The 17,260-nt window shown below is 28.9% G+C and carries 15 protein-coding genes, 2 tRNA genes and 1 other RNA gene; 1 reads left to right on the top strand and 17 read right to left on the bottom strand.

The window, feature by feature from the left end; all coding sequences use genetic code 11:
- Positions 1-60: 60 nt before the first annotated feature.
- The 15 genes from rodA to K5Q05_RS03500 form a co-directional block, all read right to left on the bottom strand.
- Positions 61-1,383: a rod shape-determining protein RodA gene (rodA, locus tag K5Q05_RS03570; RefSeq protein WP_099497053.1), complete on the bottom strand. Its 1,323-nt coding sequence runs from the start codon at positions 1,381-1,383 to the stop codon at positions 61-63.
- Between the two features lie 9 nt (positions 1,384-1,392).
- Positions 1,393-3,195: a penicillin-binding protein 2 gene (mrdA, locus tag K5Q05_RS03565; protein ID WP_025443499.1), complete on the bottom strand. Its 1,803-nt coding sequence runs from the start codon at positions 3,193-3,195 to the stop codon at positions 1,393-1,395.
- A gap of 1 nt (position 3,196) precedes the next feature.
- The gene (locus K5Q05_RS03560; protein ID WP_025443500.1) at positions 3,197-3,679 is read right to left on the bottom strand and encodes a hypothetical protein; all 483 of its coding nucleotides are present in this window, start codon (positions 3,677-3,679) and stop codon (positions 3,197-3,199) included.
- Positions 3,676-4,521, bottom strand: coding sequence for a rod shape-determining protein MreC (gene mreC / locus K5Q05_RS03555; RefSeq protein ID WP_025443501.1), 846 nt, complete (start codon positions 4,519-4,521; stop codon positions 3,676-3,678). Before mreC ends, K5Q05_RS03560 begins: the two co-directional genes overlap by 4 nt.
- A gap of 2 nt (positions 4,522-4,523) precedes the next feature.
- The gene (locus K5Q05_RS03550; protein WP_020955076.1) at positions 4,524-5,573 is read right to left on the bottom strand and encodes a rod shape-determining protein; all 1,050 of its coding nucleotides are present in this window, start codon (positions 5,571-5,573) and stop codon (positions 4,524-4,526) included.
- Between the two features lie 12 nt (positions 5,574-5,585).
- Positions 5,586-6,551 carry a tetratricopeptide repeat protein gene (locus K5Q05_RS03545; RefSeq protein WP_025443502.1) on the bottom strand — a complete coding sequence of 322 codons (966 nt, stop codon included), beginning with the start codon at positions 6,549-6,551 and terminating at the stop codon, positions 5,586-5,588.
- Between the two features lie 18 nt (positions 6,552-6,569).
- Positions 6,570-6,915, bottom strand: an RNA gene (gene rnpB / locus K5Q05_RS03540) — RNase P RNA component class A.
- Positions 6,916-6,941: 26 nt separating this feature from the next.
- Positions 6,942-7,700 (bottom strand): zinc ribbon domain-containing protein, encoded by a 759-nt coding sequence (locus tag K5Q05_RS03535; protein ID WP_025443503.1) that lies wholly within the window; start codon positions 7,698-7,700, stop codon positions 6,942-6,944.
- A 12-nt stretch (positions 7,701-7,712) separates the two neighbouring features.
- Positions 7,713-9,605: an RNA polymerase sigma factor RpoD gene (rpoD, locus tag K5Q05_RS03530; protein ID WP_099497054.1), complete on the bottom strand. Its 1,893-nt coding sequence runs from the start codon at positions 9,603-9,605 to the stop codon at positions 7,713-7,715.
- Positions 9,598-11,370 (bottom strand): DNA primase, encoded by a 1,773-nt coding sequence (dnaG, locus tag K5Q05_RS03525; protein WP_025443504.1) that lies wholly within the window; start codon positions 11,368-11,370, stop codon positions 9,598-9,600. The genes rpoD and dnaG overlap by 8 nt, the downstream gene beginning before the upstream one ends.
- A 6-nt stretch (positions 11,371-11,376) precedes the next feature.
- Positions 11,377-12,411, bottom strand: coding sequence for an endolytic transglycosylase MltG (gene mltG / locus K5Q05_RS03520; RefSeq protein ID WP_025443505.1), 1,035 nt, complete (start codon positions 12,409-12,411; stop codon positions 11,377-11,379).
- A 218-nt stretch (positions 12,412-12,629) separates the two neighbouring features.
- Positions 12,630-12,711: transfer RNA gene (locus K5Q05_RS03515), tRNA-Tyr, on the bottom strand.
- Positions 12,712-12,721: 10 nt separating this feature from the next.
- Positions 12,722-12,796 (bottom strand) — tRNA-Thr (locus K5Q05_RS03510).
- 72 nt (positions 12,797-12,868) lie between these two features.
- Complete coding sequence (locus tag K5Q05_RS03505) at positions 12,869-13,192, bottom strand: hypothetical protein (protein WP_025443506.1); 324 nt, start codon at positions 13,190-13,192, stop codon at positions 12,869-12,871.
- Between the two features lie 6 nt (positions 13,193-13,198).
- Positions 13,199-14,968: a hypothetical protein gene (locus tag K5Q05_RS03500; RefSeq protein ID WP_025443507.1), complete on the bottom strand. Its 1,770-nt coding sequence runs from the start codon at positions 14,966-14,968 to the stop codon at positions 13,199-13,201.
- Between the two features lie 122 nt (positions 14,969-15,090).
- Between K5Q05_RS03500 and K5Q05_RS03495 the strand changes: the two genes are divergently transcribed.
- Positions 15,091-16,314: a CCA tRNA nucleotidyltransferase gene (locus K5Q05_RS03495; RefSeq protein WP_025443508.1), complete on the top strand. Its 1,224-nt coding sequence runs from the start codon at positions 15,091-15,093 to the stop codon at positions 16,312-16,314.
- Here K5Q05_RS03495 and rnc read toward each other — a convergent pair.
- On the bottom strand, positions 16,286-17,002 hold the full coding sequence (gene rnc / locus K5Q05_RS03490; protein ID WP_420043022.1) for a ribonuclease III: 717 nt from the start codon (positions 17,000-17,002) through the stop codon (positions 16,286-16,288). The two genes, K5Q05_RS03495 and rnc, sit on opposite strands and share 29 nt — an antisense overlap.
- A gap of 14 nt (positions 17,003-17,016) precedes the next feature.
- Positions 17,017-17,259 (bottom strand): acyl carrier protein, encoded by a 243-nt coding sequence (gene acpP, locus K5Q05_RS03485; protein ID WP_025443510.1) that lies wholly within the window; start codon positions 17,257-17,259, stop codon positions 17,017-17,019.
- Position 17,260: the final 1 nt, after the last annotated feature.

Below are 17,260 nucleotides of genomic sequence, written 5' to 3'. Positions count from 1 at the left end.
TATACAAAAAAATTTGTTAAAAAAACAGATAAAAAAATAAGAACCAATAAATAAAATTTTCTAATCCATAGTTACTATAGATTCAATATTAAAATAAAGAGTCATAGCCAAAAAGAAAGTAATGGTAGAGGAACCACCATAAGACAAAAAAGGCAAAGGTATACCTGTAATTGGCAAAAGCCCTAAAGACATGCCAATATTAAAAGATGTATGAAAAAATAAAAGACTCAATACGCCTGCAAGAACCAAAGACATATACACATCTTTGCTTTTATTCATTATGATTAAAATCCTAAAAAAAATAAAAAAAAATAATACTAAAACTACACTAGCCCCAAAAAAGCCAAATTCTTCAGCAAGGATTGAAAAAATAAAATCCGTACTTTGAGACGGAACATATTTTGCATGAGTATAAGGACCTTTTAAAAATCCTTTACCAAAAATTCCCCCAGAACCAATAGCAACCTTTACTTGATTCAAATTCCAGCCAGCTCCCTTAAGATCAATATTTGGATCTAAAAAAACCAAAAATCTTTTAACTTGATAAGGTTTCATAAACTTTGAAATAAACTTAGAAAAGAAAGCTGAAATTAATAAAATTGAACTCATAAATAACATATAAAAATAAACAAATTTAATGGTTAAATTATATTTTGAAATAAAAAAACCTATAGCAGAAAATAAAAACACTAAAACTAATACTAAAAAAGCCACTTTAAAATAAAAATTATTTGAAAAAATTAAATATAAAATACTTCCCATATCTGCCTTATATTCATACCAAACCGGCAAAACCATAAAAAGGAACGAAAAGATCCCTGTTAAAGTAAAATATAAAATATAATGTATATCTATACCAGCAAAAAAGGAAATAAATATAAACATATTCAAATAAACCACAGCAGTACCAAAATCAGGTTGTAACAATACAAACAAAACAACAGGCAAAATTAAAATAAAACCAAAAATAAAAACAAAAAAACTACGATGACCCTCCTCCCTACTACTGTAGAATTTAGCAAGAGCTAAAATACTAATAATTTTACCAAATTCTGAAGGTTGTCCTCCTAATTTCCAAATGCCAATCCAAGATCTAGCTCCATTAACAGTAACACCAAAAAGAACAGTAAAAATCAAAGAAGCAATCAGTAAAAAATACAAAGGATAAATCATACCATGTACAATCTTAAGGTCATATCTTCCTATGAAAAAAATTATAAAAAACCCACTAAAAACCCATACAATTTGTTTAATATATTCAATTTTTATCAAAGAACCATTAGAGGTATAATCACTAGAATATATAAGTAAAACTCCAATAAAAGATATCATCACTAAACTAAATAATGTCAAAGCATCATAACTTTTCCTAAAAACAGCCATTTGTCGTCCCTACCTAATATACCACGGTCTATACTCTTTAAGAATATCTTCATAACTTTGATTAGCAAAAATCCCTTGCATCATTAAATCTATGGATTTAGCAGCCCACATATTATCTACATTACTTCTTCCTTCAACCAAACTAAAGATAATAATTTGTTCATCAGGAGCTCCACCATAAGGAGCAAGCCCAACAAAAGAACTATTTTCAAGACCAGTAACACCAGTTTGACCTGTTCCTGTCTTTCCTATAACCTTGACAGCTTTCGTAAGAACTGAATTTCTAGCAGTACCATAAGTTATGACATTTCTCATATAATTTTTTAAAAGTTTAAAAGTAGTTTTGCTAATAATATCTGTTTTCCTAAGAACTTCAGGAACATTCTCAAGAATAACTTCATTACTATTTCCATTCAAAATCCTATTAACAATCCTTGGTTTATAAACAACGCCTTCATTTGCAATCATAGCTATCATATTAGCAATCTGAATAGGAGTAGCACTCAAAAAACCCTGTCCGATTGAAAAATTTACAGTATCACCACCTACCCAAGTTTGATTAAAAGTTTTCTCTTTCCATTCCGGACTTGGAAGAAGACCAGAAACCTCATTTGGTAAGTCAATGCCAGTTTTCTCTCCAAAGCCATATTCTTTTGCATACTTAAAAATCTTTTCAATACCAAGGTACTTAAGTCCCAATATATAAAAATAAACATTACATGAATGAGCAACAGCTTGCTCTAAATTGACATAACCATGCCCACTACGATGCCAACAATGAAATATTCTATTGCCCACTCTGAAATATCCCAAACAATATATCTTTCTATCCTTATCAATGACCCTCTCTTCTAACAATGCTGTGGTCATAACTAATTTAAAAATAGATGCAGGGGGATAAACTGATTGTATTGCTCTATTTAGGAAAGAATAATCTTCTTTAGAATATTTATTATAAACATCATTCATTGAATAATAAGGATAATTATAAAGAGCTAACACACTTCCTGTTGCAGGTTTTAACACCACTACAGAGCCGTATCTTTCACCTAAAGTTTTCTTTGCAAGCATTTGAATATCCTTATTAATGTTTAAAACAATACTATTACCAGGAATCATATACTCTATAATAGAACCACTATCTATTTTTCTTTCTCTAGAATCTACTCTATATTTAATTAAACCTTCTTTTCCTCTAATATAACTATCATAAGTTTGTTCAATACCCAATTTGCCTATTGTAGAATTATTATCATATCCTTTAACATTATAAAAAGCACGAAGTTCCCTTTGATTGATCTTGCCAACATACCCGATAGAATGAGAAAAAGAATCATCCACTAAATAATTTCTTTTAAAAGAATATGTCCACAAAAGTGCAGGATAATAACTTCTTTTTTCAGCCACTCTAAACAACATTTCCGGACTCAGCTCAACTATTTCTACATCCTTAAAATATCCTCTAGGAGCCTCAATTTTAGAAATAATAAGCTCTTTTTCAATACCTAAAATACTTGATAAAAAATTTAACATCTCCTCTCTATCCTCAAGAGACATACCATAATATTGCTCCAAACTAATCTTTAAAACAAATATCGTAAGATTATTCGCAAGAACATTAAAGTTTGAATCTAGAATCTCACCTCTTGAGGCCTTAATTTTATCCACTCTAGATAAAAGAACTGTTGCTTCTTTATCATACAACAAGTGCTTCCCAATTTGCATTTTAAATAAAGTAAAAAGATAAGAAAAAAAAACGAAAGATAGAAGTAACAGCCCAAACCTATATCTGCCCTTCAAAATAACTTTCACTCTAGTATTCCTCTCTAATAGTATAAAAATTTTTAGTACAATAACCTAAAATCGGATATAAGAAATTCAAAAATACTATATTCAGCATGAGATTAAGATCAAATATTGAATAATTGAAACCTTTAAGATCAATAAAATCTGAAAAAACCATTGCCACAAACCAAATAATAAATTTTGAAAAAATAAAAAACACTGTTATGCTAAACATGCTATTTGGAACAACCATCTTAACTTTACCAAGAAGATAAAATATAAAAACATAACTAAAGACAAAAAATCCAAGTGGTAATCCATTAAAATATTCCATAATAAAGCCATGCAAAATACTTGATACCAAACCTAAATTAAAAACAAAGTTTAGAGAATTGAAAATCAAAATAATTAAAAATATATCTATTGAAAAAGAAAAACTAACATCACAATAATACTGAAAAATCTGTCCCAAAAATACACTAATAACATAATAGAGTACAAAAGATATCACTTCTCTACCCTACTATCACCCTTAATCAAAAAAACATATTCTAACTTGTCTAAAACTATTATGGGTTCTATTTTAATACTTAAAAGGGAATTATACTCAAGCACATTAAAATAAGTAATTTTTCCTATGTAAATCCCACCAGGATAATCGCTAAATCCAGCAGTAACAACATAATCTCCAATTTTTAAAGCACTTTCGGCTAATTTATTAACGTAATTCATCTCAAGAGCCTCTCCATACCCCTTGCCCTCAACAAGACCAATAAATTTGCTATTTTGAATTCTTGCAGAAACAAAGTTCTCATAACTGGTTAAAGGTAAAACTCTTGCAGTATTCGCATAAACTTTAACAACTTTCCCAACAAGACCGCTAAATCCATCTTGATAAGCAATAGCTATCATATCTTTTTGAACACCATCATTATAGCCTTTATTAATTGCCATTAAGGAAGAAATATTTGCATAATTCAAATAAATTACTTCAGCAGAAATAAAATCATTAGCATGTACTGAATAAAATCCAAGCTGTTCTTTAAGCCTAGAATTTTCCTGTCTTAACACTTGCACATTTTGAATTACTATCTCAAGTTGCTGTATTCTTTTTTTATAAGCTTCTACTGTTTTACCATAATCCTTATATTCATTTATAGCCTTAAAAAGGCTAGAAACAAAAATAAAAAAATCATGCATATTGCTTTGAATATACGAATTTAAAGTAAAAATAAAAAAATCATCTTTCTTTTTTGCATTAAAACTACCTGAATCATAAATCATAAGAATGATAGCAAATATTAATACACTTAATACCTTAATAAAATTCTTGAAATTAACAAGAAACTTCATACCTATTCATTAATAAAACTATATATATTTTTACTAATATCTATTCTATTGGCATAATCATAAAATAAACCGGCTCCAACAGCCACGGACAACAAAGGATTATCTGCAACATACACTGGAACTCCTGTTTCTTTTGACAAAAGTCTACTAAGACCCTTAAGAAGGGCTCCACCTCCTGTTAATATGATCCCACGCTCAACAATATCTGTTGCAAGCTCTGGAGGAGTTGCTCCAAGAGTTCTCTTAACCTCATCAACAACAGTACCAATAGGTTCTTGCAAAGATTCTCGTATCTCCATAGAATCAATAATTTGCTTTCTAGGAAGCCCAGTAACAGCATCTGTCCCTTTAATATCTATTGTTTCTACTTTTAAATTATGAATATCTGGATAAACATTACCGATCTTGATTTTTAATTTTTCTGCTGTTTGCTGCCCAATAACAATGTTATGAACACTCCTCATATACTTTATAATGCTTTCATCAAACTCATCTCCACCTGTCCTAATAGCTCTACTTACTACCATACCACCAAGAGAAATAACCGATATTTCAGTAGTTCCTCCTCCAATATCACATACCATATGACCAGTTGGTTCAAAAATAGGAATATCAGATCCAATAGCAGCTGCAAGAGATTCCTCAATAACCTTAACTTCACGAGCACCAGCATTCATTGCACTCTCTTTCACAGCCCTTCGCTCAACTTCCGTAATACAAGTTGGCACTCCTATTACCATTCTGGGCTTAAAAAACAATTTTTTTCTAGAAAAAATCTGACTTATAAAATACTTAATCATTTTCTCTGTATTCTCAATGTCAGCAATAACACCATCACGAAGTGGTCTTACGGCCTTAATGTTCTCCGGTGTCTTCCAAAGCATTTTTTTTGCATTACGCCCAACAGCTACTACTCTATTACCCTTACTAACATCAATAGCAACTACTGAAGGCTCACTCATCACCACACCATAATCCTTGATATAAACTAAAGTGTTGCATGTACCAAGATCAATACCAATATCTATCAAAAAAGATTTAAAAAAATTCAATTCAAGCTCTCCCTAAAAATCCTCTAAACTAATTTTCAGCCTCTCCCTTGCTTCTTCTAAATAAGGATCAATGCTTAATGCTTCTCTCCAATATTTTCTAGCTTTAGGATAATCTTTATCTTTTTTTCTATATACATCTCCTATTTTAACATAAACATTAGGATTTAAACTATTAATTTTCAAGACTTTATCATAACAATTGAACGCCTCATCATAATTATTTTTTTCAAAAAATATATCTCCATACAATAAATATACTTTTTGAATTAAATTACCATCAATTCTATCTTTTACAAATGTTCCATTTTCTTCTTGCAAAAATTTATTTATATATTCAATGCTCTCATCAATGTTCCCAGCCTTATAATTAACGTATGCCAAACTCCAAAGAACAAGATCAGACTTGTTCTCTCTATAAGCTTTTTCAAAAAATTTTAAGCTAGCATGATAATCCTTTAAAAGCTGATAAGAATATCCTAAATACTCAAAAATATCCTTTTGCATACTCATAAAAGTAAAACTACTTGAATATAAGGCTTTATTTAAATATTTAACAGAAAGATCACTATAATATTCACCTTTATGAGAATAAGCTTTACCCAAAATATAATAAAGTAAACCCATAGGAGCATCATCATTAATCGACATCAAAAACCTTAATCTTGCTATTGCACTGTCTAAAAATTGACCTTTCAAGTAACTATCATTCAACATTAAGGAATAATAAAAATATGAAAATCCAAGAAGCAAATTTAGATTAAAATCAAACCTGTTTTTCTTAAGGCCATTCTCAGCATAATCTATTATTTCTTTATATTCCTTATTATCCCAAAGAACAAGTAAATTCACCTCAGTAGGTCCTGCCTTTAAATAAGAGTTGGAAAAAGCCTTAAAATAAGATAAAACATAAAAAATAAAAAACAAAAGCAATAAACTTATCAGTAAATAAAAAATATATTTTAGATAATTGATCCCCATAAAGACTCTCTATAAAAATTTAAGTTGAAATCCATAAGCCGAGTTCTGTACTATGCCATCATCTATCTTGTTTTTCCATCACTGAAAAAATCATGCAATCTACCCGCAAGCACACCCTCAAGAGCCAAGGAAGCTTGCATACTTGATTTTGCTCCTAATGAGGTTTGTCTTGACCCTATTTATCGCTAAATAAGCGGTGAGCTCTTACCTCGCCTTTTCACCCTTACCCTAAGGTGGTAATTTTCTGTGACACTTTCTTAAGTTTAAAACCCCTAGGTATTACCTAGCATTATGCTCTTATTGGAGCTCGGACTTTCCTCTTAAAATACCTAAATGTATATTAAGCGATGACTGGACATCAACTTAAATAAAATAAAAAAATTAAAAACTTTATTCTAGAAGATCTGCTAAACCACCAGGAACCATTTCTAAACCAATTTCAAATTTATCTTGATAATATAGTATTCTACTACAATAAGGACAAAACTTAATATCATCCGGTTCACGCCTTACCTTATTTGCGAACTCAACAGGAAGTATCATATGACAACCCTTACAAACATTGTCAATCAAAGGCACAACCCCATTGGATTTATTTCTAATAATCCTCTGAAATTTAAACAAAAAGTCCTCATCCATTCGAGAAGCATATTTATCCTCTTCTATTTTTATAGAATCAAGTTTTTTTACAATTTCTAAAAGCTCATTTTCAAGACTAGTACTCTCAGTAGCATAAATATCTTGCTCAACCTCGAGCTTGTTCTTAACCTCGACTATTTCCTTGTCTATTTTTGTCTTAAGTCCAGTAATATGCGTCATTTTCTTCCTAATAGCAACCTCATCATCGATAATAGTCTGTAATTCTTTTTCAAGAGCCTCATACTCCCTTTGAGTTTTAATGCTATCAATTTTCTCTTCTGCTTTACTCTTTCTCACATTAATGTCTTGAATATCCAATTTCAAAGATGCATCATCTTTTTGGTAGTCTTTAAATTTAAGCTGTAATTCATCAAGAGATCTAATAAGTTCATCAATTTGAGCTTTTTTGGCTTGCAAGTACCTAGGAATATTTTTTTGTTTTTCCTCAAGCTCAAACCTAGCCTTATATATACCTTCAAGATTTTTAAGTATATCAATATTAGTTTCCATGAATCCTCCTAGTCAATTTAAATCTTCCAAATAATCTTTAAGTTTTTGAGTTTTTTTAGGATTTTTAAGTCGCCTTAATGCCTTAGATTCAATCTGTCTGATTCTTTCTCTTGTAACGTTAAAATGCAACCCAACCTCTTCAAGAGTTAAAGAATACCCATCTTCAAGACCAAATCTCATCTTAACAACTTCCTGTTCTCTTTCTGGAAGAGTGCCAAGAACTGCTCTTATTTGATCTTGCAAAACTACAAAAGATGTATGCTTTGCTGGATTTCTTATCGCTTTATCTTCAATAAAATCACTAAGAACAGAATCTTCTTCTTCTCCAATTGGTGTTTCAAGCGACACAGGTTCTCTTGAAACATTCTTTACAGTCTTTACCTTTTTAAGATCCCATCCCAATCTAGCTGATAACTCTTCATCTGTTGGATCCTTACCTAAAACTTGAACCAAATATCTTGTTTCTCTATTCAACCTATTTATCTGCTCAATCATATGCACAGGAACACGAATGGTACGCGCCTGATCTGATATTGATCTTGTTATTGCCTGACGAATCCACCATGTAGCATAGGTAGAAAACTTAAACCCTCTCTTATACTCAAACTTTTCAACTGCTTTAATTAGCCCAATATTACCCTCTTGAACAAGATCAAAAAAATGCAAACCTCTATTGGCATACTTTTTAGCAATACTTACCACAAGTCTCAAATTAGCTTTAATTAACTGATCTTTTGCATGCTGCATCATCTGCTTACCCTTCAAAATTTCTTCTGACATGCTTATTATCTTATCCATTGGATACTCATAATACATTTCAATTCTCTCAAGCTCCTTTTGAGCAAGCTGAGCTTCTGTAATTTGCTCTTTAATGAGATCTTCTCGAATATTTAAAGATTTTTCTATCCTCTCTCTTCTCTCAGGGATAGCTAAATCCCTCCCAAGAATCCTAAGATTTCTTACTTTATCTATCTTTAATCTATCCAATATAGACCTTTGTTGCCTCTTTAAATCTTTGATCTTGCTAGCAGAGTCAATATAATCATCTGAAAAAATTCGCAACTCCTCTTGATATAAAGGAACAGACTTAAGCATTTCTTTTATATCAAGTCTCTCATTAGCAATATTTTCTTCAAAAATATCTTCTCCAAGTTCATATAATCTATGTTTTTTTTCTATATATCTTACCAAACGATCCTGAAATGGTTTTAAAGAAGCCTTATAAAAAGAAGAGATCCTTTTTTTTTTGTTATAATAGTCAAAATTATTATCTTTTTCCCGTTCCTTTTCTTTTTTAAAAAACTCTTCTTTACTTACTCTTGAATAAATAGCATTAACTAAATTATAATAATTTTCGATAACAAGTCCTTCACTTCTCAGAATATTCTCAATTATACTCTCACCAGAATCCATCTGCTTTGCAAGCTCAACCTCTTGATGCCCAGTTAATAAAAATTCTTTTCCTATTTCCTTTAAGTAAAGTCTTATCGGATCCTCAGAATGACTATCCTTTAACAAACCACTCTTAATATACCCTGAATTAAAATCTTCTCTTTCTATAGTTTCATCTTCAAATCCATCTAATTTATCATCTATCTCATCATCATTTTGAACAGCATCATCCAACATCATGCATTGAGTATCAATTCTATTTGTTTCATCTAAATCCTCAATATCACAGATATCCGACTCCATCTTTTCATTAATCAAGCTTATTCCCTCATCTTCAAGAAATTCATAAACATAATCAATATTTTCAGGCTCCAAAATATCCCCTGATAAAAAAGTTGTTAAATCTCCAAACGTAATTGCTTTCTTATCTCCTAAATAACTTAAGATGGCTTTTACTACTTTTGAATTCTTTTTCTTAAAAGTCTGCAAGTCTTTATTCTTTGTATTATTCATTCAAATATATCCTCAATCGTTCTCTTTGCATATTTAAAAACATCAATTCTCTGATTTGTGTCTTAGCATCTACTAAAAAATTATCTTTGTTCATTTCCTTAAAAAAGGAAATTCGCTTTTCTACCTTTCTCTTTTTAATTGCAAACAAAATTTGTTTAACCATTTCACAATCCACTTCAAACTCTACCTTTAGCATATCTTCAAAAAAAACTTCATTAAAATTATACTTACTTCTTAATAAATCTTTTAAATTAAGCAATGAAACATTAGCACTATTCTCAAATAGGTTCTCAAAGCATACAAAAATTTTCTTTACATCAACATCATACAAGTCGCTATCAATAATATTACGCCTTATTATAGTAAAATAATTAAAGTCTTTCAATAAGGCCACGACTAAATATCTCTCATAGGTGTTTATTTCATAAGAATATGCATTTCTCCTATAACTTGCAATAGCACCCTTTTCTCTAATACTATAGTAATCTTCTCTTAAGGTTTCTAACTTAACACCTACTCTACTCTCAAGCTTTGATAAAAGAAGATCCCTTTGCGTATTAGTACTTGATAAACTTATCAAAGTTATAAACAAACCAATCATACTATTCAAATCTGTTGTTTTACTTAAATCATATTTACCGGAATATTTTTTCAACAGATATTCAAAAGCCTCACAGTTATTATTAATCATATTCTTCAAAGCAGACGCTCCCTTCTTCTTTAAAATATCTGCAGGATCAACTCCATATTTCATTTCAATTACACTTACATTAACACCAAGCGGTAAACAAATCTGATAAGCCTTAAAAGTAGCCAAAAGCCCAGCAGCATCATCATCAAAACATATTATTATTTTATCTGCATATCTCCTAATTAAAGCAAGATGCTCTCTTGAAAAAGTTGTACCAAGTGGAGAAACAGCAATTTTTACACCAGCTGTAAAAAAGGCAAGAACATCTATATAACCTTCTGTCAATATTACAGCTCTACTTTCCTTAATTACTGAAAAGCCTTCATAAAATCCATAAAGCAATTCTCTCTTTTTAAAAACCTCTGTTTCACTTAAATTGATATACTTAGGTCCATTATTTCCGCATATGTTCCTACCTCCAAATCCTACAACATTTCCTTTAAAATCTCTGATTGGAAAAATCAATCTTCCAGATAAAATAGAAAACCTTTGCTTTTTTTTTGAGAACAAACCACTCTGACTTAATATTTCATTAGAATATCCTCTTGAAATCAAAAAATCATAAAAACTAAACTTATTTGGAACATCTTGTTGCAAATAACCAATATTAAACAAATCAATAACCTCTCTTGATATCCCTCTTCCATTAAAAATATAATTTAAAACCCCCTGATTATTATTAAAAAAAAATACAAAAGTCTTAATCAATTTATAGTTCAAATCATATATTGTTGAAACTATTGCCTTATCCTGCCCTTCATCCTTAATTTTTGTGGTCTTCTTAATATCATCATATACAATCCCTATCCTACTGCACAAAGACTTAATAGCAGCATTATAATCAAGCTTCTCAATATCCATCAAAAAAGTTATGACATTTCCTCCCTTTTTACATCCAAAACAATAAAAAAGTCCTTGAGAGGGAGTTATAGAAAAAGAAGGTGTCTTCTCAGCATGAAAAGGACAAAGCCCCTTATAAGATGCCCCCGATTTAAGCAAACTAACACGCTCACCTACTAAATCTACAATATCAACTTTTTTTTTAATCAAATCTATCAAATTAGAATACTCCATACTTCTTTATTCCTTAGCAACAAAACTACGAATATAAGTATCCGCAGCTAAAAGATGGTCATTATAAGCTGAAGAAAAATTATGAGTCCCAATATTAGGATCTTTTATAACAAAAAATAAATAATTTGTGTTATCTGGGAAAAAGGCTGCTCTTAAAGATATAATCCCGGCGTTAGAAATTGGGCCTGGGGGATAACCTTTATTCATATAAGTATTATATCCGGACTCAATCTCTAAATCTGCAAAATAAATCCTCTTAGGATGAGGTTTGTTTAGTTCTTCAGTAAGAATATATTCAATTGTGGCACAAGATTGTAATGCCATATTAGACTTTATTCTATTATAGAAAACAGATGCAATTATTGGTGCTTCACTGCTAACTCTATACTCACGCTCGACAATAGAAGCAATAATCACTTTATTATAAAACTCTTCATCAGAATAAGACTTATGATCTATGCCAATAGAGCTAAGTTTGCTAAAAAAATTAGCAACAAAAATTCGAATTACTTCCTTCATATCCATATCCTTATAAAATTTATAAGTATCTGGAAATAAAAATCCTTCAAGAGAATCATAACTAAGTCCAAGCTTATTAATAAATTTGACATCGTTTATTAAATCCAAAAAACTCTGATCATCATTAATGATACCTGACTCATTCAGCTTTAAAGCTATTCTTCTACCAGTATATCCTTCAGGTATGGTAATATTGATAGGAAATATAGGGCTACCTTTCAACAACTCTTTATATACATTAAAAGTTGAATAATTACCATTAATCAAATACCTGCCTTCCCTAAATTTTTTATCACTACCAAAAAGATAAGAAATAGCTATCAATAATTTGTCAGACCTAATTAATCCTTTTTTTTGAAGCTCCCAAGCAATTCTTTTTACTCCCCATCCTTTTTGAACCTCAAATTCATATATCAATTCAGCTTTCAAAGGAGAAGAATTCAATAAATACAAATAAAATACGAAGACATAAAAAACAACAAATAATATAAAAAAGGAAATGAAAAATTTTTTTAGTGCCATAAGACCTTAAAATCTCTTTAAAAAAAAAAGCAAATCAAACTCCTATGCTTTTAACCAAATAAAAATGAAAAAAACACAATTTATAAATATTAACTAAGATTTGATTACAATAAATTCCAAAATATTTAAAAACTACAAAAACCTCAACATTAAATCTAAAACAACCAAACAAAAAAAATTAAACCTCACAAAATATTTATAAAAATTACACCTTAAATTGGGGAGGGTGGGATTCGAACCCACGTAGGCAATGCCAACAGATTTACAGTCTGCCCCGGTTAACCACTTCGGTACCGCCCCTTAAAAGAAGAGCCGACTGTCGGAGTTGAACCGACGACCTGCGGTTTACAAGACCGCTGCTCTAAACCAGCTGAGCTAAGTCGGCAATAGCAAAGACAATGGTTAGTTTATAAAAATACAATATATTAGTCAATAGAAAATACAGAAATAAATAAAATTATATTCCAAGAGAAAGAAAAATTTTTATAAAAAAAGCTAAAAAACAAATAATAAAACTAAACATCAAAATTATATAATTTTTAATCCTCTTTCTTAGAAAGATATAAAAAAATATTAATCTAGTAGCCTCAAGTCCAAAAGCAACAGCACTTAATACAATTGAAAATTCAAGTGAAAATTTTTGTAAAGAATACATAAAAACATTATAAGCTCCAGCTAAAAATATAAATAAACTAAGTAAAGCATTAAGAAATAAAATTAATACTAAAACTCTAATAAAAATCGAAAATAATCTTAAATCATTTGCCTTAAAGCTTTTCATAAGAATCTATAAATTCTCAAGTATAAAAAGAGCACGTCTAATTATAAACAACATATTATTACTAATAACATAATCTAAGCTAATCTTTGCATTACTTTCTGGAGATAATTTATAAGAAATATTAAGAGCACTTTGTATGAAAGTATTACTATTTTCTAAAAGGGCAATATATTTTTCCTTAAGATCAAGAAAATAACTCATAAAATTAAGAATTAGCTTTTTAATAGCACCAGTCTTTTTTAAGCACCATTCCAAGATTTTTTCCCTATAAGAATCATCATTATCATTTTTGATATATTTTTCATATTCCTCATTTTTATAATTAATCTCAAGATAAAAATCATAAACTTCTTTCTTGAGAGTACCAATATCTTTCTCAAGCTTAACATACAAATTCCTTAAGTCAGAATTATTTACAAGTACTACATTATTTATAGTCCTTAATATTTCCATCATTTTTACATCATAGATATCCTTAAAAAACTCATTAAGAAAGTAAAGTTTTTTAAAATTTGAATATTCAAATTCCATTCCTTTAAAAATTACACTATTTAAATTTAAAATAACACTATAATTTTTAATGAAGCTTTTCATTTCTTGATTAACAAGAACTTTTAAATCCTTATCATGCTCTTTAACAAGCTGATTACTAACATTTAACAATAAAATATTTTCATAAAAACTTTTTACATCTAAATAAGGAACATACTTCTTAGGTCTTAAAACTGGATTTTCATAATAAATTTTAAAAACATCTAAATAAGGCAAAGTTTTTGATAAATTAATAATCTTTAACATAATACCTAAAACACTTTTAAACATAGCATCAATTTTTAAAAGCTTTTCTTCACTCAAAACAAAATTCTCATTTGATTTTATTATTAAAAAATAATTTTTAATAATAATTTTTAAAATTTCTTCATTTATCTCAATATCTCTTAACGTATACAAAAGCTCAAAGAAACATTTAAAATATTTATCGACACTCGCAAAACTGGCACTAACTGTCTCATCAAGATTAGCAACATCAAAATTATCCACATTATCTAAAAGTTCCATATTAAATAAGGAAAAAAAAGACTTATAAGGAAAAAATGAAATACTATTTAAAACATAAAAAAATTCAAACACGTCTTCTACAACTTTATAAAGTTGTGAAGGAATTGAATTAATATAAGAACTAATTTTTACTTTAATAAGCTCTTCTAACTCACTTTGATTTTTCTCTTTTTTTAAGAATTGCTCATACACCTCAGATTCCAAAAAATCTTCTACCTTACACTTAAAATTAGGAATCTTGCTCTGAATAACTTCAAACATCGCTTGTTCAATAACATTATTATCTTCTAACATCTTGAAATATTCTTTAAGCTTCACTAAATGACAATAAAGTTCAAAAAACATTTCTACAAAACCTATACGTAGATACCCTTTCCTAAAATCTATGACAGGATATTTATAAATACTATTAATATGACTTTCTAATTTTTTTAGAAGATAAATTTTATAAATATCCTCTTTACTCTTATCTCTTTGCAAAAAACTTAAAACATATATCCATATCTTTAACAAAAATGATTCTTCCATAAATTTTTTGGATAAAAAATCATCAATCTGAATGGCAGAATCTGAATCTAAATAATTAGTAGAATTAACTGTAGATAATACCGAAGAATTCAGGCTTAAATTCTTTTTAATCTCCCTTAGTAACTTAATCCTTGAATCTTTTGAAAGTTTATCAATAGAATCATATATACTAATATTACTCTTGCTCATAAAACCCCGTTTATAAATATCAAATATAAATCAAACAAGTACTATTTTATGACATTTTAAAATAAACTAAAATTATTTTCTAACCTTATAAAAATAGTATTTCAACTATAATATATTTCTATATGAACTTAGGCACGAATACTAAAGATATAATGAAAATTAGTAAAATCTTTAATAATCACAACTATGAATTTTTCTTAGTCGGAGGTGCTTTAAGAGACTTGCTTCTTAAAAAAGAACCTTATGATTTCGACTTTGCAACAAATGCAACCCCAGAAGAAATAATGCAACTATTTCCAAATAACATGCAAACAGGAATAAAACACGGGACAATAAGCATAATTTTTAACAAAAAAATTTTTGAAATCACAACTTATAGAATAGAGATAGATTATGAAAACAAACGATCACCTAAAAAAATAAAATTTACAAAAAACTTAAATGAAGATCTTAAAAGACGGGATTTTACAATAAACTCAATTGCAATGAATATGCTTAACTGTGAACTAATAGACTGCTATAATGGCAAAAAAGATCTTAATAAAAAGATAATCAAATGTATAGGGGAACCAAACAAAAGATTTGAAGAAGATGCACTTAGAATACTTAGAGCTGCAAGGTTTGCATCTACACTTGACTTTACAATCGATCATAACACATTAATTTCTATGAAATACAAAAAAGAAAACATCTTGCTTTTATCAAAAGAAAGAATAAATAATGAATTTATCAAACTTTTAAAAGGAAAAAATCCAATAAAGGGAGTCAATTATCTACAAAAAATAAATTTCTTCAAATATTTTTTCAATATAGAAATAAACAAAAAATTAAAAAATAAAATTAATCTTTTAAATAAAAAAAAATTCTATTTAAAAGCAATAGTTATTTTTACAATAAAAAAAGATATACAATGCTTAAGAGAAAAGTTAAAATTACTTAAATTCTCAAACAAAGATATAAAACTGATAATATTCTACAGAATCATTATTGATGAAATCAACGCCTTAAAAATTAAAAGTCTAAACAATGTCAGAATTCTACTAAGTAAAGCCACCAGAGAAAACTATAAGGAAATATTTGACATATATAAAGCTATTAAAGGAAAAGACGCTAAGCTCAAATTCATAATGAATAATATAAAAAGAAAAAAACTACTAAGAGATCCCTTGTCTTTAAGAGAACTAAAAATAAATGGCAACGATATCAAAAACATTAACTTAATAGACAATAAAAATATTGGAAAAATCCTAAATCACTTGCTAACAGAAGTATTGAACAATCCCAAACTAAACAAAAAAGAGACTCTAATCAAAAAAATTAAAGATCAATATTTACAACATTTTTAAGCGCCATTTCAGCCGCTATCATCTCAGCTTCTTTTTTAGATCTTCCCTTACCATTTGATATAAATTTATCATTAACATAAAGCTCAACACAAAAAATCTTATTATGATCAGGTCCTAACTCTTTAACCAATTTATAACTTGGCGAAATTTTATACTTTTTTTGAACATATTCTTGAAGAAGACTTTTATAATCTTTAAAATCACCACGATTAAACATCAACCTTATATGAACTTCAAAAAGCTCCACTACAAAAGCATAAGCTTTCAAAAAACCACCATCAAGATAAAGCGCACCAACAAAAGCTTCAATAGCATCTGCAAGAATACCTTTCTTATTACGCCCATCATTACTTTCTTCCCCCCTACCAAGTAAAAGATAGTTGCCAAGATTAAGTTCTCGAGCAATGCTGGACAGAGATTCTTCACTAACAATATAAGATCTGGCCTTACTAAGCTCGCCCTCACTTTTATCAGGATAAAATTTATACAAATAATCTGTAATAATAAGATTCAGGACAGAATCTCCTAAAAACTCCAATCTCTCATTATTAGAATATCCTTGATCAAATTCATTCGCATATGATGAATGAATTAAAGACATATTTAACAAAACAATATCATTAAAATTAATATGCAAACTCATTAACAAATCATCTAGTTTTCTTTTGCGATCCTTATCAAGCTTCATTACAAGAATACCCATTAATCCTTTTTTTTCTCAATAAAAGCAACAACATCACCTATAGTTTCAAACTCACTAGCTTCATTCTCTGGAATCTTATCATCAAATGCTTCCTCAAGCAAATATAAAAGTTCATAAATATCAAGACTGTCTGCACCAAGATCTTCAACAAACCTAGATTCCATAGTAATTTCATCTTCTTTTTTATCAAGCTGCTCGGATATAATAGACCTAACTTTTTTAAAAATCTCACTTTGATCCATA

It is taken from the genome of Borrelia miyamotoi (assembly GCF_019668505.1).
GTDB classification, from domain to species: Bacteria; Spirochaetota; Spirochaetia; order Borreliales; family Borreliaceae; genus Borrelia; species Borrelia miyamotoi.
This window is presented reverse-complemented; position numbering and strand designations above follow the sequence as displayed.